Below are 19001 nucleotides of genomic sequence, written 5' to 3' on the forward strand. Positions count from 1 at the left end.
CAATTTTAGCATATGAATAGGGTTTGTGGATTGATATCAAAACCTCACCGCCAAGTAGAAACCGCTTCTTCCATTACCGAAGCTGGGGGTGAGTACAAATTTTTCCGATTTCATAAAGGGGTTCCAAGCAAAAAGATGGTCAAAATGATATACGAGCCTGGTAACTGCCATTCCAACGGCCGAACCCAATATAACATCCGAGAACCAATGTTTGTTCTTGGCCATCCGAAGATAAGCTGTGGCCAATGCAAACGTATATCCGGAATAGGCCAGTAGCGGCTCCGTGTTTTTAAATTCTTCATAGAATACCGTGGCACTTGCAAAAGCCAAAGAAGTATGCCCAGAAGGAAGGGCTTCATTGTTGGCCCCATTTGGACGTTCCTTATCTATATTGACTTTTAACCCTGTAGTAATGAGTTGGGTAAGCAGTAAGGAGAATGCTGCATTTTTTGTCTGGTCAAACCAATGGTTTTCAGCTTGTACACCCAAACCATCGGCCAAGTACATTGCTGCAATTGGAGCAAACCTGGTATAGTCATCAATATTCGTGGATAGGTTTTTATTTACTCTAGGTTGAAGTTCTTTTTCATAGGTGCTTTTGTTAATTAGCAAAGCTGTTCCCGTTAGTGCCATCGGGATAATCATTTTTTTGACCAGTGATGGCTGATTACTGGAAAGGTTTCTTCTTTCCAGGGTATCCTTTTCTATTTCCGAGGAATCCTGTCCGCATAACAAGAATGTGCCTAGGGACCAGATTAAAATGCAAACCAGGGATTTGGTCTTCATGGCTACCGAAATTTTTCAGTTAAGAACATGCCTTTAGCATACATAATACCGTCATAAGATACGACCTTGGGCCATGCAAAGCCATAATTGCCTAGAACTTATCCCCAAATCCAAAGGCGTCTTGGTCTAGTGAACCATTGAAAATGCGCTCAAAACATTCAAAATTAGGTCTGACCATATGTTTGTTCTACCTGTATGGTAGATGGTTGGAAATTGGCTTTATTGGACTCGCAAACTGGACATACATAGGAATCAGGAAGTTTTTCAAAAGAAGTGCCCACGGCAATTCCATTTTTTTCATCTCCCATTGCCTCATCGTAAATGGTTAAGCAGGAAGAGCACTGATAAACGGTTAGTTCATTAATGGTTGGTCTTTCCGTGTCTTGTGAAGATTCTCGGGAACTTCCCAGCTGCCCGAAGTATTTTTTGCTGAGTTCCATCAAAAGGCCAGGCAGTTCCAGCTTGTCAACATCTTGCGCATAGGAGACATAGGTCAACGTATTGGGGTCAAAATTCTTGAAATGCAATACGTTGTAAGTGGGCCTCACTTTGAAATCCTTAATAATGGAGGGGGATTGGTTTTTTTCAATGATCACAGAAGCAAAGTGTGATCGCTTACCCACATCATTGCTTATACCGAAGGTAAGACCATAGGTGCTGATGTCGTTCTCGTCAAAATTGCGCACCAAGAACTTTTTAAGCTCAAAAGCTTCCTGGTCATCAACGGGCAAATGCCAGTTCATTTCCAATTGGGAATGGCGAACATTGATTCCCCGTTGGCCAATGAAACGCTCCAGTTCTGGCCGATGTTTTTGCTTGATGCCCTTAACAATAAAGGATTTCCAGGGGGTGATACAGATTTTACCAATGCTATTATCAAGACAAAATCCGCAAAAATCCTTTAAAAACTTCAAATCGTATCTATTGTTTCGCCAGTACAAGCCTAACCAATATTGGTCCAGTCCCATGCGATTCATCCCTTCGTAATAGGGAAAGGTGAGGTAGGGCGCATCCAGTTTTTTCTGAACCGTTTTGTTATTGGTCTCCAGGCTGTTGCTCAACAAGTCAAAAAGTGAGGTGACATCTTCCGCTTGGACATACATCTTTTCTATAGCTTTTGAAACGGTCACGATATCCCAACTGTAAATCAATACGGGATAGAAATCAACATCGGTCCAACCAGGGAGATTAAGGTGCAAATACCAATAATCTTCCTGTTCGGAAGCAATGAAATTGAGATTTCCGCTAAATAGGGGCACCAAACGTTGCTTTGGGTCCGTTATATTGATTTTGAGCTTGGGTAAATAATCAAAGGCCTCCAAAATATAGAGATAAGTGGAACCCTTAAGCCAATAGGTCATTTCAAAAATATCCGCAGAAACGTAGGAGGAAACAATGTTCTGATAGCTTCGGTGGCCTATAACATCCGTATTGTATTTGGAGACACTTTCTATGGTGGTCTCATCCCTGGCATCCAATGGAAATAGGAGGTCTTGGCGCGAACCAAAATGCACCTCACTTAGCCCGGCTGCCTCCAACATGGCAATGCTATCCTTAAGTTCTCCTGGAGAAGTAACACCTCCTTTGATCAATATGCGGTGTAAATCGTCGTTCATAGGCTCAACTTACAGTTTGTAATTCATCCTCCATTAAAGCTTTTACTTCCGGTTTACAGCTACCGCAACCAAGACCTGCCCCAGTTTCGGTGCAGAGTTTTGTGAATTCAGTACAACCATTGCGAATCGCTTCTTGAATATTTCCTTCACCTACTTGACTGCACGAGCAAACCAACTTTCCCTTTAATGGGCTGGTGTTCGGTGCACCTCTTAAAAGTTCATCCCGTTTTTCGGAAAGCTCAATTTCCTCTTCAATCAATCTCTTGAATTCGGCAAATTCATTTTTATCCCCCATTAAAATGGCCCCTTTAAGGGTGTCATCTTTAACAATACATTTTTTGTAGAAGCGCTTGCGAACATCCATTAGAATGATTTCTTCAAAAGTGTCATCGTTGGTAGGTGTATTGACCATGCCAATACTGCACAGGTCAAGGTTTTCAAACTTTAGGATATTCATCAGTACAGATCCCGTATAGATACTTCCCAAATCCCCTAAAATGTAATTGGCTGCTATATCTGCCTGTTGCTCTGCAGCTGAGGTGATTCCAAAAAGAGAGTTCTCAAATTCGGCAATTTCGCCCAGGGCAAAAACATCGGGATGGCTTGTCTTCAGATATGCATCCACCAATACACCCCTACGGGTTTCCAACCGGGCCTGCTTCGCCAGTTCTATGTTGGGGCGCGTTCCAATGGCATAAACGATGGCATTGCAGTTTATGGTTCTGCCCGTTTTGAGATTCACCAGTAAAGCATGGTTGCCAGAGGCATCTTCAAAAACCGTACTGACTTCATTGTCAAAATAGAGGTTGATCCCACGCTCGTTGACATCTTCTGCCAATAATCGACTGGCCACAGGATCCAACTGACGCTCCATAAGTCGCGGTGCGCGTTGGATGATACTGATATTGATGTCAATCTTTTTTAGGGATGCCGCCAGCTCCAATCCCAGTAGTCCGCCACCAACAATGACCACATGCTGTTCAGCAGCAGGTAATCCCGTTTCCATTAAATAGCGTTTAAGCTTATCCGCATCATTGCGTTCCCGCATGGTAAATCTCCCAGGCAAGTCCATCCGCACTTCACTGGGCACAAAGGCCCTACTACCTGTAGCCATCACTAACAGATCATATTCGTGCTGGTTTCCTAGTTCGTCCCACACCTGTTTTTGTTTCGTTTCAATCTTGGATATGCCATTGCTGGGATAAAGTTGGACGCGGAGTTTATCCAATTCCCCCTGTTTTAATTTTTGTAAGGCCTCCCATTCCAATTCCTCATTAACATATTCAGGCAACAAAACCCGATTGTAAAAGGGGTAGGCTTCCTTGGAGAAAACATGGACCTCGTCCACGGTGTTCTTTTCCCGGTAAGACTGTATAAATCGATAGGCCGCCGCTCCAGCTCCAATAACGACTATCTTTTGCTTTGGTTTTTCATACTTCTCCACCCTAACGGCGCAGTATTTGAAATCAGGTTCCTTTGAAATGGGATCAACAAGGTCGTTGGTGAGGTTGTTGGCCCTGCTGAAATCGCTGTTGAGAATTTTGCCCCAATGCATGGGTAGAAAGACCACCTTTTCCCGAATGTCGAAATTAACTTTCACCTTAACCTGCACGCTCCCCCTTCGGCTTTTAACCACGGCAATATCGTCTTCTTTTAATCCCAATAGATACGCATCAACCTTATTCATTTCAAGATACGGTGTTGGGATATGGGTGAGTAGGCGCTTTACCTTGCCAGTCTTGGTTCTGGTATGCCATTGGTCACGGACCCTGCCTGTATTCAAGATCAGAGGAAATTCAACGTTCGTCTGTTCGGACTGGTTGAAAAGATGTCTTGGGGCATTAAAATGCGCCTTTTGGTTTGCAGTGTAGTATTCATGATTGTCAAACAACCTTGGTGTGCCCTTATGGGTCTTATGCGGTACGGGCCATTGAAAACTACCTTCCGTTTTGAGCCTTTCATAGGAAAGTCCGGAAATATCAATATTGGTTCCCTTCGTCATTAGGCAGTATTCGTCATATACTTCGCTTGCATTAGCGTAATCGAAACCTGGATATCCCATTTCCTGACCAAACCGCCATAGAATTTCAGTATCTGGTAGGGCTTCGCCTGGGGGGTCTATGACTTGGGGTAAATAGCTGATACGGCGCTCCGAATTGGTCATGGTGCCTTCCTTTTCCAGCCATCCCGCCGCAGGCAACAGTAAATCGGCATATTTTGTGGTTTCAGAATTATGGGAAATATCCTGAACCACAACGAAGTTGGCTTTTTTGAGCGCTTCCTCCACTTTATGGGCATTGGGCATGCTCACCACAGGGTTTGTGCAGATGACCCAAATGGCCTTTAAGGAGCCATTTTCAAGCGCATTGAACATTTCAGTGGCCGTAAGGCCAGGTTCTTTTTTGATGGGCTTCCCACCCCAAAATTCTTGCACCTCCTGTCGGTGCTTTTCATTGCCCAAATCCCGATGCGCTGCCAAAAGACTGGCCATGCCACCCACTTCCCGACCACCCATGGCATTGGGCTGCCCTGTGAGTGAAAAAGGACCGGAACCTGGTTTTCCAATATGTCCGGTCAATAATGAAAGATTGAGCAAGGACACATTTTTATCCACTCCTATGACACTTTGATTGAGCCCCATAGTCCACATGGTGATGAAACCTTTGGCATTGGCTATGAGTTTAGCCGCCTTTTTGATATTATCAACAGGGATGTCACATTTTTTAGCTGCATCATTCAGGCTCAATTCAAAAGCCTTTTGCTTGCAAGCCTCAAAATTGGATGTGTACTTTTTGATAAATGCTGTATTGACTTTCCTTTTTTCAATCAACCATCGGGCTATGGCATTGAAAAGGATGACATCGGTACCTGGAAGGATTTGTAGATGGAGGTCCGCTAATGCACAAGTCTGTGTTTTTCGAGGATCTACCACAATGATTTTCACGTTGGGATTCTCTTCCTTGTGTTTTTCCAACCTTCTGAACAATATGGGATGGCACCAAGCTGGGTTAGCTCCTGCAATCAAAAAACAGTCTGCAAGCTCTATGTCCGCATAAGCAATGGGAACGGCATCTTCACCGACCGTTTTTTTGTAGCCAACCACGGCAGAACTCATACAAAGGCGTGAATTGGTATCTATATTGTTGGTCCCTATAAAACCTTTGGTCAGTTTGTTGGCCAGGTAGTATTCCTCAGTAAGGCACTGTCCGGACACATAAAACCCAACACTATCTGGGCCATGTTTGGCAATGATGCTCCTGAACACTGCGGCGGCTCTTTTGAATGCGGTGCCCCAAGTAATCTGCTGTAGGGGATGGTTTCTGCTCCATCGCATTTGGGGGTGCAGAATACGATCGCTAGTATCCTGTGCCACGTAGTTAAGGTTCTTTCCCTTTGAACAAAGCATCCCTTTGTTAACGGGATAGGCCTCGTTGCCTTCAACCGATAAGGTCCCTTTTGCATCCTTGGTTACCGTAATGCCACAACCCACTCCGCAGTAGGAACATATCGTGTTATGGGACTCTTTCGCTTGCATGGAAAACCAAAAATCTTATGTTGTTTTTTGACCATAGCAAATTAGATATTTACGTATAAATACGTAGTAACAAAACCATAAAAGTGAGGCTGGTTAATCCAGAATTCAATAATAATTGGAAGGGAAAACTGAGGAATTGGAATCTAAACCAAGTTGTATTTTGCGGCCTTTTTGGATAGGTCTATCAAGTTCTTGACCTCCATTTTTTTCATAAGGTTAAACCGATGCGTCTCAATGGTGCGCTTGCTGTTCTGAAGTTTCTCTGAGATCTCTTTATTGGTAAATCCCTGCAGAACCAGCTGCAACACTTTTAACTCTTTGTTGGTTAAATCAAAGGGAGTCTCTTTACTTTTTTTGGATTGACTTTTTTCTGGGGAATTGGGATGAAGTAGGTTGTTTACAAGGACATTTGAGATATCCCCACTAAAGTACTTGCCCCCTTCATGCACGGTATGTATGGCCTTAATAAATTCATTTTTATCCGTATCCTTGAGCAAGTAACCTGCTGCTCCAGCCTGAACTGATTTTAGGATGTACTCTTCGGAATCATGCATGGATAAAATAATGCACTTGGTCTTTGTTGCCATGGTTGCGTTTAGCTGTTCCACGGCTTCGATTCCGCCCATTTGAGGCATACGGATATCAATAATAAGCACATCTGGGGTATGACTCTTCACCATTTCAAGAGCTTCAAATCCATTGGACACTTCTCCGATGACCTCCAGATTGGATTCCTCCTCCAACAATGCTCTGATCCCATCACGAACCAGTAAATGGTCATCAGCCAAAACAATGCTAATGGTGTTTTGAAGTACGGTATCCCCCATGTCACAAAAATACATGATTTCGAGATAAGGAAACATCCATGAAAATCAACCCCTTAAACCAAGCGAAGGGCTGCCCCAATTCCATTGGAACAACCCCTTCGAAGCAAAGTGTTCGTATTTGTATTATTTTTCTTTTTTTTCTGTGCTAAAGAGTTTTGGTTTGATGATCAGCATGGCCCATGCCCAATTTTGGGAATCAGCTGCGTCCGCTTCGGCCACCCCTTTAAGCTCATACATTCCATCAGCAGGAAACAAATGGGAATACCCAATTTTTAGTGCGTAGCCTTTAAACTGTTGGGAAAATACCAAGTCGATTTCCGTACCGAGGGCAGTTTCCCCACTGGGAAGGTCTTGATCACCTGAAAAATTGAGAACCTTGGCCAACAAACTCGATTTTTCGCCCAGCTTGAAGTTGGCGCTGGCGTGGATATCAAACAGTCCTACAGAATTCACATGGTTTCCAACGTAGAAGTAATCCATGAATCCATTGAACTTGTGATTGGTTCCGAAAGTGGGCAAAAATGCCTCTGTTTCGCCCGCTGTGGAGGTGTCGTCCCCGCTTATGAGCTCAACACCCAATCCCAGACCAACTGTGCTGCTCGCCTTGTAGCTTAGGTCAAGACCTAAAAGGTATGCACCAATGATATCCAGTCCTGTGAAAAACTTCCCTCCTTGTATAAAAGCGTTTGCAGCCGCACCAAAACTTCCTTTTTTATAGTTGAGGTGTGTGCCCAAAGTAAAGGTGTTATTCACGCCATCAGCTACATCTGCATCATCAAAATTTTGAAATCCCGTATTAACGGCCAAGAAACTCCCTGAGAAATGCTCCCACTGTTGTCTTAGATAAACAAATTGCATGGTTTTGTACTGAAAAGGGTTGTTGGCGGGATAGGCTGTGCCCTGATTTTGGAAACCGAACAATGGCCCTCCATTTCCGTCCAAATCTTGATTGAATGCCAAACCTAGATCAAATACAAACTTTTCACCTTTGTAGCTCAATTTGGCCAAGTCGTGATTACGGCCCTGCTGCGCCCAGTCCAAACCTCCAAAGAAACGCTGGTCGTCATAGGATATAACCTGCCGACCCAGCTTTGTGGACCAATCACCACCTAATTTCAAAGAAGCCCAGGCTTCAAAAATGGAAAATGAATCATTGGAATCTACTGGAATGATCTGTGCATTTTCACCCCATACAGACACATCTTGCAGGCTTAGAAAAACCTTAAAGGTTTCCGTGGTATAAGCTGCGTTCAATCTGGAACGGGTGTTTATGGCAAAACCCGCGTCAGCGGCATCAGGGATTAAAGTCTGGAATCCGTTTCTATATTCGGCCCGGGGTCTGAATTGTCCGTCCAGCGTGAATTGAGCTGTAACAAATTGAATCGATAGGATAACTAGGATAAATGCAATGTAACCTCTTTTCATAGTTTTAAGTTTTAGCGGGTTATTCGATTTAGTGTTCTAAAAAATCAATTAAGTGTTTGCGGTATTTGTAGTAATCTTCATGCTCCAATACCGCTTTTCGAGTTCTGGGGCGCTCAAAATCTATGTTGAGAACATCCCCAATTTTGGCCCTAGGGCCACTGGTCATCATTACCACGCGATCGGCCAAAAAAATGGCTTCGTCAACATCGTGCGTAATCATAACTGCAGTAATTTTTTCCTTGTTCCAGATTTCGATAAGAATATCCTGGAGCTCACCCCTGGTCAGTGAATCCAACATGCCAAAGGGTTCATCCAACAACAGTACTTTGGGTTTTATGGCAAAGGCACGTGCGATACCAACGCGTTGCTGCATTCCCTGTGAAAGTTCGTTGGCCTTCTTATTAAAAGCTCCATTGAGTCCTACTTTATGTAGGTAGTATTTTGCGATTTCCTTGCGCTGTGCTTTGGTGGCATGGGGAAAAACCCGATTAACACCTAGCAGTACATTTTGCAATGCGGTCATCCAAGGCATCAAACTAGGTGCCTGAAAGATGACGCCCCTGTCTGGACCTGGTCCTTTAATGGGATTTCCCAAAACCGCAATATTACCGCCTGATATTGGATTGAGCCCCGCAATCATCGAGAGCATTGTGGTTTTTCCACACCCGGAATGGCCTATAATGGTTACAAACTCTTCTTTGAGAATCTGGAGATTGAGATGTTCCAATACCACAGAGTCTCCTTTTGGCGTGGGATAGACTTTTTTCAGGTCCATCAAGTCCAGCATGATTTTATCCGAGGGAAATGCAATGCCGTTTTCGTGAGATTCTTTTGCCTTGATTTCTTCAACTACCATACTCATTGTTTTTATGCCACAAAGCTTTTGGGAGCCAGCTCGGGCAATTCATAGATTTCTTTCGCTGTTGCCTTTCGTTCTTCCCCAATCCCCATCAAATATTCAATAATGGCGTTGCGGGTTTTTTTATAGATCGGATTGTCATTCAATTCGGTTTTATCCCTTGGGCGATCAATGTTAATTTTGAATTCGGGCCCTAAGGTCGCTTTTGGCCCTGGGCGCAAAGGAATGATGCGGTCCGCCATATAAATGCCCTCATCCACATCGTTGGTGATGAGCAAGGCGGTACGTTTGTCCTTACTCCAAATTTTTAGGATTTCATCTTGAAGATTGCCCCGCGTTAAAGCATCCAAAGCACCTAAAGGTTCATCCATAATGATCATCTCAGGATTCATGGCCAAGGCTCGAGCAACGGCTACCCGTTGCCGCATACCTCCGGACAATTCCTTTGGTCTTTTATTGATAGCGGGAGACAGGTTTACCATTTCCACATACCGCGCTACGCGCTCTTTGATAAATTCCTTTTTCTCGTTGGGAAACGCTTCTTTTACGGCCATGGCCACATTTTGCCCCACACTCAACCAAGGTAAAAGCGAATAATTTTGAAAAATCACCCCGCGCTCATGACTGGTGTCCATCACCGGTGCTCCTTTAAAAAGCACTTGACCGCTGGTTGGTTTCAACAAGCCGTTGATGAGATTCACCAAAGTCGTTTTACCACTTCCTGTAAACCCTACAATGGCCACAAACTCTCCTTCTTCGATGGTCAGGTTGATATCGGTCAACACCGCAGTGGCATTTTTTCCTTCCCCGTAGGTTTTGTTCACATTTTTTAGTTCCAAATAGGCCATAACTTCATGGGTTAAGCGGTTGCATTTTTATTGAAGGATACCATATTCTGAATGGTCAACATGATACGATCCAATAGGAAACCAATGATACCGATAATGAACATCGCTACGATTATCTTGGAATTGGAATCGTTGGCGCCGTTCTGGAATTCTTCCCAAACAAAGGATCCCAGGCCTGGACTTTGTGCCAGCAGTTCAATGGCTATCAATACCATCCATGCCACGGAAAGGGTTATGCGTAATCCGGTAAAAATCAACGGCAGGGAAGAGGGTAAAATCACTTTGAATACCTTTTGTAAGGGGCCCAATTTTAGCACCTTGGCTACGTTGATGTAATCCTTGTCCACGGATGAAACCCCCATCGCTGTATTTACTAAAGTGGCCCACATGGCGCAGAGCCCAACACTAATAAAGGAGATGATAAAAGCACTATCCGAATTGGAGTCTTTCGTCATGGTTTTTACGATCATAAATACCAAAAGCAGCCACACCACGGGGGATACAGGCTTGAATACCTGAATCAACCAGTTAAAGGAGTTGCGTAGCGTCTCACTTAAGCCGATTACGATGCCTATGGGAACGGCAATCAGGAATGCCAACACAAATCCGGCAAAAACAGTTTTCAAACTGGTAAAGATTTGATCTACAAATGAAGGCCTACCTGTATAGGTAATCGGTTCTTTTCCTTCAGCAATACGCTTTTCATTTAAAGCTGCTGTTTTTTCCTTGAATGCCAATTTATCTGCGCTGATCACTTTGTGATCGGCTATTAACGTATTAAACGATTCCCAAACCTGTGCCGGGGATGGTAGGGTGTTGGGTTGGCAGCTGATATCCCCAGAGGCGATACATGCAGCCATGGCGTCTGCAGCTTCCTGGCCTTGATCGGTCAATGCTTTTTGAATCTTGAAATCGGCCTCCACGTTGAACAGGGCCTTGGCACCCATATGCCACAGCCCTATAAATAATAGGATGGAGGCTAGGGGCACAATCACCTTTTTCAAAATCGTCTTCACCTCGAACTTGGGGGTCTTGATCTTGAATTTGGACAGCACCGCTTTTGCAGCGCTGGCCAATTTCATTTCCTGGGTTTTGCTTACGGTCACACTTTGCTTCATAGTTGTAAATTTTGCCGTTTTTTATAGCGAGGAATCGTCCTTGTTTCCAATCTCAAAACTGTTGATGTAGCCTATAGGGTCTTTTGCGTCATAGGTATTGCCATCAATGAAATCGGCAGTGGCTGGTTTGTATCCATCAGTGGCTGGTATATCAGAAGCTGGAATATGGCCTTCGGTAACCAAGAGTTCGGCTGCTTGTTTCCAGATGTCGGGTCTGTAGATGTCCTTAATGGTTTCCTCATACCAAGCTGCTGGCTTCGCTTCAGGAATCTGGCCCCATCTTCGCATTTGGGTCAAAAACCAGATGCCGTCAGAATAGAAGGGATAGGTGGCATTGTACTTATAGAATACGTTGAAGTCTGGCATGGAACGTTTGTCACCTTTTTCAAATTCAAAGGTCCCAGTCATGGAATTAGCCAAAACCACTTCGTCAGCACCTACATATTGTGGCATAGAAAGAATTTTTACGGCTTCGGCTCGATTTTCAGGTACGTCCAGCCATTTTCCTGCGCGAATGAGGGCTTTTGTGACGGCGACAGCCGTATTTGGATTCTCTTCCACAAATTTCTTTGTCATCACAAATACTTTTTCGGGATTGTTTTTCCAGATGTCGTAGTTGGTGGTTACCGGAACACCAATGCCTTTAAAAACCGCTTGTTGGTTCCATGGCTCCCCAACGCAATAGCCATAAATGGTTCCAGCTTCCAAAGTGGCTGGCATTTGTGGGGGAGGGGTAACGGAAAGTAGAACTTCCGCATCAATTTGCCCTTGTACATTATCGGCAGTATACATACCTGGGTGGATGCCAGCTGCCGCCAACCAATAACGGATTTCGTAATTGTGTGTGGAAACGGGAAATACCATTCCCATTTTGAAGGGCTTCCCACTGTTTTTATATTCTGAAATCACTGGTTTTAATGCATCTGCCTTAATAGGGTGCTCGGGTTTTCCATCAGCGCTTTTGGGAACGTTTGGTTTCATCTTGGACCAAACATCATTGGAAACGGTGATGCCATTTCCATTCAAATCCATGGAAAAGGGGGTTACCAACTCAGCTTGCCTGCCAAAGCCAGCGCCTGCTGCTATGGGTTGACCTGACAACATATGCGACCCGTCCAATTGGCCATCGATGACCCTGTCCAATACATTTTTCCAGTTTGATTGGGCCTCCACGGAGACAAACAGGCCTTCATCCTCAAAAAATCCTTTTTCTTTGGCAATGGCTAGTGGGGCCATATCTGTCAGCTTGATAAACCCAAAAGTCAATTGGGGCTTTTCTATCTCCAATGTGTTGGCCGGAATGTCGGCTTGGGCAGTTTCGTTAGATTTCTTCTCAGCCTTTCCTCCGCAGGCCATAACGGCCAGCAAGAGAAATGTGCTAAGCGCTTTTACTGTGATTGACTTCATAATACGTATGTTTTAAATTGTGTTACTTAATTCTTGAAACAAACTTACTGTATTATTTACGTATTAATACTTAGTTTTTTATTAAATATTACGTAGATGGGGTATTTTTATACGGATGGAAATTCCTGGATTCCAAAAATTGGAAGTTGTCAAAAAAAGCGACCCGTAATTATTGAATTTGAAATTTCAGGATGCATTCAAATACGCGGGAGGATGGGAAAGGAGAATATATATTCCTTAATATATAGATACTAGATGGCGGAGTGCAAGACACGTTGAATTTCGTCTTCAAAAAAGGAGGGGTGCTCAGAAACCACATGTCCGACCACTATAATACCAGGTTGCGAAATATCTACGGATTTAACAAGGGATTCTGCATTGGCAAGGGTACCAACGGAGCAACTTTCGTGATGCAATGTGCCGTTTTGAATAAGGGCTACTGGGGTCAAACCCCCTCTGTATTTGCTGATTTCATTGGCAATGGCAAGGAATTTCCGAACTCCCATAAGGATGACCATGGTGGCGGAAGATTTGGAGGCCAAAATCAAATCCTCGGAAAAAGAACCATCCCTTTTTGTAGCGGTCATCACCCAAAAACTACTGGCCGTTCCTCTCTGGGTCAATGGAATGCCTTGATTGGCTGGGACTGCAATGGCACTGGAAACTCCTGGGATCACGCTTACTGGAATGCCAAAGGATTCCACATGGGCGATTTCTTCAGAAGCCCTTCCAAAAACAAATGGGTCGCCCCCCTTTAAGCGAACCACATGACCATAATTAAGTGCATAATCGACCAGCAGTCGATTTATTTCTTCCTGTTTTGCATAGTGTTTTCCGCAACGTTTTCCTACGTATATTTTCGGAATGTTGGGTGGAGCCTCATCCAGCAAGCTCTTATCGATAAGGGCATCATACAAAATGGCATCGGCTTTGCGTATGGCTCTCAAACCCCTAATGGTTATGAGGTCTTTGGCTCCAGGCCCCGCGCCGACTAGGGAAATTATTGGGGTATTTGTGTATTGTGTCATTGTGATTATGAAGTGGGTACTTTTATCAATTTGACAACAAGAATACGTAATTATTCTCAAATATCAATCAGATAAATACGTAATAATACGTAATATTGTATTCCATTTTAATTGAAGCAAACAAACATGAAAAGCATATTGGTCATTGGAAACGGAATGGTGGGATACAAGTTTTGTGAGAAGTTTGTAGCTCATGAGGATAGCAAGGATTTTAAACTCATTGTTTTCGGAGAGGAACCTAGAGTGGCCTATGATCGTGTCCACCTCAGCGAGTTTTTTGAAAATGGGGATGCCGAACAATTGACCTTGGCCCCGAGATCTTGGTATGAGGAACATGATATAGAACTCTACACCAATGAACGCGTTGTGGATATTGACAGGGAAACCAAAACCGTGACGACCTTGAGCAACAGTATGTTCACTTATGATTATCTGGTATTGGCCACTGGGTCTGTTCCTTTTGTGCCGCCAATTAAAGGGGTGGATAAAAAAGGGGTTTTTGTATACCGAACCATTGAGGATTTGGAAGAGACCATGAACTATGCCGCTGGGATCAAAGGAAGTAAAGCGGCGGTTCTTGGTGGAGGTCTTTTAGGACTGGAGGCGGCAAAAGCTGTTAAGGATATGGGACTTGAGCCCCATGTGGTTGAGTTTGCTCCAAGATTAATGCCTAGACAATTGGATGACGAGGGAAGCAAAGCCCTGGAATCCAAAATGAACGAATTGGGTATTAGAGTACATTTGAACAAAGCAACGCAGCAAATTTTGGGCAATGGCAGTATCCAAGGTATGGAATTCTCCGAAGGAGACTTGTTGAATGTCGATATGCTTATTATTTCGGCGGGGATTAGACCCCGTGATGAACTTGCCAAAACCTGCGATTTGAAGACAGGCGTACGAGGCGGAATTGTGGTGGATAATACCATGCGTACTTCGGACCCCAATATTTTTGCTATAGGGGAAGTGGCGCTGTATAAGGAAATGATCTATGGTTTGGTAGCTCCTGGTTATGAAATGGCTCAGGTGGCTGTGGACCAGATTGTGGGAGGTGAAACCTTTATGGCGGAGCACATTGACATGTCCACCAAATTGAAACTGATTGGAGTTGATGTGGCCAGTTTTGGGAATCCTTTTACAACCGAAGAAGAGGCACATGCCATTGTCTTTGAAAACAAACTTCAAGGACTTTATAAGCGAATCAATGTTTCCAAAGATGGGAAAAAACTGTTGGGGGGTATTTTGGTAGGCGATGCTTCGGATTACAATATGCTCCTCCAGCTCCAACAAAATGAAATGCCTTTGCCCGAAAACCCGGAGGATTTGATTTTGGGAGCCCGGGGGGGAGAAGAAGCCGTGATGGGCAACGTGATGGATCTACCGGATGAGGCCGTGGTTTGTTCCTGCGAGTCCGTTACCAAGGGAGGTATTTGTTGTGCCGTTACCGAAGGCGGACATGAAAGTGTCAAAAGTGTGGCAAAAGCTACAAAAGCCACTACAGGTTGTGGAGGTTGCAAGCCCATGGTGGCGGATTTGGTAACTGAGAGCTTGAAAGCCCTGGGTAAAACCGTAAAGGTTCGTATTTGTGAGCACTTTGATTATTCCAGACAAGAGCTCTATGATATTGTAAAACTTCGGAACATTCAAGATTATGATGAGCTTCTTGATACGGTGGGCCATGGAGATGGTTGCGAAGTGTGTAAGCCAGCAATTGCAGCCATTTTTGCCAGCGTATATAATGAGACGGCCAATAGGCAAGAAACCATTCAAGATTCCAATGATCGTTATTTGGCCAATATCCAGCGCAATGGCACATACTCGGTAGTTCCGCGGGTAGCAGGCGGGGAAATTACGCCACAACAGCTTATGGCCCTCGGGCGTATCGGAATGAAATATGACCTGTACACCAAAATCACAGGAGGACAACGGATCGATATGTTCGGTGCCCAGTTGCATGAACTTCCTTTGATTTGGGAGGAATTGATCAAGGAAGGTTTTGAGAGTGGACACGCCTACGGGAAAGCCCTTCGAACCGTAAAAAGTTGTGTGGGTTCCACTTGGTGCCGATATGGTATGGATGAAAGTGTCAGCTTCGCCATAGAAATTGAAAACCGCTATAAGGGAATCCGCTCTCCCCATAAGATGAAAGGAGGGGTCTCAGGATGTATACGGGAATGTGCCGAGGCCAGATGTAAGGATTTTGGATTTATCGCGGTCGAAGGCGGATGGAACGTTTACGTCTGCGGGAATGGAGGCGCAAATCCAAAACACGCTGAATTGTTGGCGGAAAAAGTGGACAAGGAAACTGCCGTTAAATATGTGGACCGCTTCTTAATGTTCTATATCAAAACTGCTCCACCGTTAACCCGAACCGCGGCCTGGTTGGAAAAATTGGAAGGGGGAATTACCTATCTGAAAAACGTGGTCATTAACGACGCTTTGGGTATTGTGGAAGAGTTGGATATGGAAATGCAGCACTATGCCGACACCTACAAATGCGAGTGGAAAGAGGCGGTGGAAACACCAGAAATTCGTTCACGGTATACCCATTTTGTGAATTCGGAAGAAGAGGACAGTAATATTGAATATGTACCCATGCGAGGACAGAAAATGCCCAAAGCCTGGACCTAGTTTTAGGAGTATATTTCCTTTTGGACAACTGCAAATTATTGAATTATGATATCAGAATTGAGTACATACGAGGCAACCAAACTTGAGGAAGTAACCGTTTGGTTCAAAGCAGCCGAAACATCGAAATTCCCAAAAAATGGGGGTGCCTGCGTAAAATATAAGGACAAGCAGATAGCGGTGTTCAATTTTACCCGGAAAGGGGAATGGTATGCCTGCCAAAACCTATGTCCCCATAAAATGGAGATGGTATTGTCCCGGGGAATGGTGGGCGTGGAAGGGGAACAACCTAAAGTAGCCTGCCCCTTGCATAAAAACACTTTTTCGTTGAAAACTGGAGAGCATCTTAATGGCAATCTGAATGCCATTGCCACCTATCCCATCAAGATTGAGGAGAACTTTGTGTATATTGGTTTCTCCGAATGAAATATAAAGGGCATACATGGGAAATACAGAGAAATTGGAGGAAGCCTTTCGGCTTTTTGATGAGGCGAACAGCCATGACCCCAATACGGAAATAGCCAGGGGAGAAACCTACCCCAAGGAAGTGCTTTATGCACTTAGAATGACAGAGACCCTGACTACCTTTGCACCAGATGCCTCTGAGGCATTGCAGCTTACAGCCCGATGCCAACATATTTGCCGATGGGAAATTCCTCGAGATCAATACGAAATGAACCGTGCAGGATATTTGAGATGGCGGCAGGAATTAAAGAAATTCCATGCAGCCAAGGCAAAAGAAATCTTGGAAGAGGTAGGTTATGATCAGGAGACCATCGGACAAGTTGAATTTTTACTTCTGAAGAAACAGCTAAAAAGAAATGAGGAAACCCAAACGCTTGAAGATGTAGTGTGTTTGGTATTCCTCAAACACTATTTTGAGCCTTTTGCAGAAAAGCATGAGGAAGCAAAACTGGTGGACATCCTGCAAAAAACCTGGCGAAAAATGTCTGAAAAAGGCCAACAAGCGGCCCTTCAATTGCCGTTTTCCAAAACAGCACACGCATTGGTAACTAAAGCGGTATCTGGCTAATCGCCAAAAACAGATTCATACCTTCGGACATGGAAAACCAAAAGCAACAACAAGCGCTGGACACTGCTACTTTTTTAAGGGTCAGAAAGTGGTACTTGTTGGCTTTGGCAACCATAGCCTTGACTATTATCGTGGCGCAAATTCTGATTCAGCAGCACCTAAATTCCCAATTAAACGATTCGCGGGTTATAAACGTGGCGGGACGGCAGAGAGCATTCAGTCAAAAATTGGTTAAGGAGGCCATGCTTTTGAAGAATGCCAGCGGCAATGAGACTGAATATCAAAGCATCCGAAATGATTTGGAGCATACACTTTTCGTTTGGAAAACGTCTCATGACGGACTCCAAAATGGCAATGACAGTATTGGGCTACCAAAGGAAAGCAATGAGATTATTCTGAAACTTTTTGAGGATTTGAATCCCCATCATGAAGCTATGGTCACAGCTGCTGAAAACATACTGGGGGAAAGTGGGAATCTTAATCTTATTTCACCATCCTATGATGGGCAATTACAGGTACTTTTGAGTAACGAGCAAGTCTTTTTGGGCAAAATGGACGCTATTGTAAATGAGTATGATGCCCAAAGCAAAGAAAAACTGCAAAAGCTCAAATTAAAGGAATATGCGCTGCTTGCAGTTTCCTTGTTGATTTTGTTTTTAGAGGTGGTTTTTATCTTTCGACCACTTTCCATTCAGATACGGGAAACCATTTCAAAATTGATTCGGAGTCAGATAAAATCCGACAATACAGCTTCAGAAGTCAAACGCCTATTTGCAGAAAAGGAACGTTCCCTACAGCAATTGCAAGAGCTCAATTTTGTGATTGATAATGCGGCGCTTTTTGCCAGTACACGGAGGGACGGAACTGTGGTTTTCATCAGTAAAAAGTTTTTGGGGTTGTTGGAACGCACTGAAACCCAGGTGAAGCTTCCCTTGGCGGAAATCTTGACCGAAGATGAAGGACAGCAACAATACCTACGGGAAATTTTAACCAGTAAACGCAAAAGCATCCGAACCGAGGAAATTGAAATCAAAACCAAAAAGGGTACATTTTTATGGTTGGACATGTCAATAATCCCAATGCACCAGTCCAGTTTGGAGCAAAGCGTCTTGATTCTGTGTTCGGACATTACGGAACGGAAAAGGAACCAATTAAAGATTGAGGAACTCACCAAACAGAACTATGAGGAGCGGATGCAACAAAAACAGATGCAGGCCAGTCAAATTGTGGAGGGACAGGAAGAGGAACGAAAGCGGATAGCGAAGGACATACATGACGGAATTGGTCAAATGTTGACCGCATTAAAGTTTAACATTGAATCCATTAACCTGAATCAGAAGGAAAAAAGCAAAGAGAAAATTGCCTATTTAAAAACACTGGCTTCCGATTTGATCAAGGGGGTGCGAACAGCCACTTTCAACCTAACCCCACCGGAATTGGAGGATCATGGAATCTTCCCGGCACTTCAAAAAATGACCGTGGAATTGAGCAAGCTCACAGGAAAAAATATTTTATACGAGAACAAAACGGAGCAGAACATCCGCTTTGATTCCCTGGCCGAAACAAATATCTATCGGGTGACCCAGGAGGCGGTCAATAATGCCATTAAATATGCGGAGGCCAATTATATCCTGGTAACCATCAACTATGTTGATGGACTTTTGAGTGTGGTCATTGACGATGATGGGAAGGGGTTTGATCCCTCGGTTTTGGATAAGGTGGCGAAAAAGAATAGTGAAGGAGGCATGGGGGTCTTCTTTATGAAAGAGCGTATCAGCTATATCAATGGACGGTTATTTATAAACTCCATTCCTGGAGAGGGCACTAGGGTGACCATCAATTACAAGATTGGTGCAGCGGTGTTGGACAAATCCAAATTAAAGCCCAATTAAAT

The 19001-nt window shown here is 44.1% G+C and carries 14 protein-coding genes; 4 read left to right on the top strand and 10 right to left on the bottom strand.

Features of this window, described 5'->3' with window-relative positions; translation table 11 throughout:
- Positions 1-36: 36 nt before the first annotated feature.
- The 10 genes from ACOOE0_RS08415 to cobA all read right to left on the bottom strand — a co-directional run bounded on the left by ACOOE0_RS08415 (position 37) and on the right by cobA (position 13449).
- Entirely contained in the window at positions 37-786 is a 750-nt protein-coding gene (locus ACOOE0_RS08415; RefSeq protein ID WP_420402025.1) for a phosphatase PAP2 family protein, read from the bottom strand.
- Between the two features lie 164 nt (positions 787-950).
- A complete protein-coding gene (locus ACOOE0_RS08420) occupies positions 951-2402 on the bottom strand; it encodes a rubredoxin (RefSeq protein ID WP_420402026.1) in 1452 nt (483 codons plus the stop codon).
- A gap of 4 nt (positions 2403-2406) precedes the next feature.
- The gene (locus tag ACOOE0_RS08425) at positions 2407-5937 is read right to left on the bottom strand and encodes a molybdopterin-dependent oxidoreductase (RefSeq protein ID WP_420402027.1); all 3531 of its coding nucleotides are present in this window, start codon (positions 5935-5937) and stop codon (positions 2407-2409) included.
- Positions 5938-6080: 143 nt separating this feature from the next.
- On the bottom strand, positions 6081-6800 hold the full coding sequence (locus ACOOE0_RS08430; protein ID WP_420402028.1) for a response regulator transcription factor: 720 nt from the start codon (positions 6798-6800) through the stop codon (positions 6081-6083).
- Between the two features lie 87 nt (positions 6801-6887).
- Positions 6888-8189 (bottom strand): alginate export family protein, encoded by a 1302-nt coding sequence (locus tag ACOOE0_RS08435; RefSeq protein WP_420402029.1) that lies wholly within the window; start codon positions 8187-8189, stop codon positions 6888-6890.
- Positions 8190-8217: 28 nt separating this feature from the next.
- A complete protein-coding gene (locus ACOOE0_RS08440) occupies positions 8218-9045 on the bottom strand; it encodes an ABC transporter ATP-binding protein (protein WP_420402030.1) in 828 nt (275 codons plus the stop codon).
- A gap of 11 nt (positions 9046-9056) precedes the next feature.
- Complete coding sequence (locus ACOOE0_RS08445) at positions 9057-9896, bottom strand: ABC transporter ATP-binding protein (protein ID WP_420402031.1); 840 nt, start codon at positions 9894-9896, stop codon at positions 9057-9059.
- An 11-nt stretch (positions 9897-9907) separates the two neighbouring features.
- Entirely contained in the window at positions 9908-11014 is a 1107-nt protein-coding gene (locus ACOOE0_RS08450) for an ABC transporter permease (protein ID WP_420402032.1), read from the bottom strand.
- A gap of 21 nt (positions 11015-11035) precedes the next feature.
- A complete protein-coding gene (locus ACOOE0_RS08455) occupies positions 11036-12421 on the bottom strand; it encodes a CmpA/NrtA family ABC transporter substrate-binding protein (RefSeq protein WP_420402033.1) in 1386 nt (461 codons plus the stop codon).
- A gap of 251 nt (positions 12422-12672) precedes the next feature.
- Complete coding sequence (gene cobA, locus ACOOE0_RS08460) at positions 12673-13449, bottom strand: uroporphyrinogen-III C-methyltransferase (protein WP_420402034.1); 777 nt, start codon at positions 13447-13449, stop codon at positions 12673-12675.
- 126 nt (positions 13450-13575) lie between these two features.
- Here cobA and nirB point away from each other — a divergent pair, with 126 nt between their 5' ends.
- Genes nirB through ACOOE0_RS08480 form a run of 4 tightly spaced genes read left to right on the top strand, consistent with a single transcriptional unit; the run spans position 13576 to position 18999 of the window.
- Entirely contained in the window at positions 13576-16077 is a 2502-nt protein-coding gene (gene nirB / locus ACOOE0_RS08465) for a nitrite reductase large subunit NirB (RefSeq protein WP_420402035.1), read from the top strand.
- A 45-nt stretch (positions 16078-16122) separates the two neighbouring features.
- Positions 16123-16500, top strand: a complete 378-nt coding sequence (gene nirD, locus ACOOE0_RS08470; RefSeq protein WP_420402036.1) for a nitrite reductase small subunit NirD — start codon at positions 16123-16125, stop codon at positions 16498-16500.
- A gap of 16 nt (positions 16501-16516) precedes the next feature.
- On the top strand, positions 16517-17107 hold the full coding sequence (locus ACOOE0_RS08475; RefSeq protein WP_420402037.1) for a DUF4202 domain-containing protein: 591 nt from the start codon (positions 16517-16519) through the stop codon (positions 17105-17107).
- A gap of 29 nt (positions 17108-17136) precedes the next feature.
- On the top strand, positions 17137-18999 hold the full coding sequence (locus ACOOE0_RS08480; protein WP_420402038.1) for a type IV pili methyl-accepting chemotaxis transducer N-terminal domain-containing protein: 1863 nt from the start codon (positions 17137-17139) through the stop codon (positions 18997-18999).
- Positions 19000-19001 lie beyond the last annotated feature (2 nt).

The organism is Flagellimonas sp. (assembly GCF_965215805.1).
Taxonomy (GTDB): domain Bacteria; phylum Bacteroidota; class Bacteroidia; order Flavobacteriales; family Flavobacteriaceae; genus Flagellimonas.

Coding starts and splice junctions, on each gene's coding strand:
- ACOOE0_RS08415 (WP_420402025.1), bottom strand. CDS start 786: ATGAAGACCAAATCCCTGGTTTGCATTTTAATCTGGTCCCTAGGCACA.
- ACOOE0_RS08420 (WP_420402026.1), bottom strand. CDS start 2,402: ATGAACGACGATTTACACCGCATATTGATCAAAGGAGGTGTTACTTCT.
- ACOOE0_RS08425 (WP_420402027.1), bottom strand. CDS start 5,937: ATGCAAGCGAAAGAGTCCCATAACACGATATGTTCCTACTGCGGAGTG.
- ACOOE0_RS08430 (WP_420402028.1), bottom strand. CDS start 6,800: ATGTTTCCTTATCTCGAAATCATGTATTTTTGTGACATGGGGGATACC.
- ACOOE0_RS08435 (WP_420402029.1), bottom strand. CDS start 8,189: ATGAAAAGAGGTTACATTGCATTTATCCTAGTTATCCTATCGATTCAA.
- ACOOE0_RS08440 (WP_420402030.1), bottom strand. CDS start 9,045: ATGGTAGTTGAAGAAATCAAGGCAAAAGAATCTCACGAAAACGGCATT.
- ACOOE0_RS08445 (WP_420402031.1), bottom strand. CDS start 9,896: ATGGCCTATTTGGAACTAAAAAATGTGAACAAAACCTACGGGGAAGGA.
- ACOOE0_RS08450 (WP_420402032.1), bottom strand. CDS start 11,014: ATGAAGCAAAGTGTGACCGTAAGCAAAACCCAGGAAATGAAATTGGCC.
- ACOOE0_RS08455 (WP_420402033.1), bottom strand. CDS start 12,421: ATGAAGTCAATCACAGTAAAAGCGCTTAGCACATTTCTCTTGCTGGCC.
- cobA (WP_420402034.1), bottom strand. CDS start 13,449: ATGACACAATACACAAATACCCCAATAATTTCCCTAGTCGGCGCGGGG.
- nirB (WP_420402035.1), top strand. CDS start 13,576: ATGAAAAGCATATTGGTCATTGGAAACGGAATGGTGGGATACAAGTTT.
- nirD (WP_420402036.1), top strand. CDS start 16,123: ATGATATCAGAATTGAGTACATACGAGGCAACCAAACTTGAGGAAGTA.
- ACOOE0_RS08475 (WP_420402037.1), top strand. CDS start 16,517: ATGGGAAATACAGAGAAATTGGAGGAAGCCTTTCGGCTTTTTGATGAG.
- ACOOE0_RS08480 (WP_420402038.1), top strand. CDS start 17,137: ATGGAAAACCAAAAGCAACAACAAGCGCTGGACACTGCTACTTTTTTA.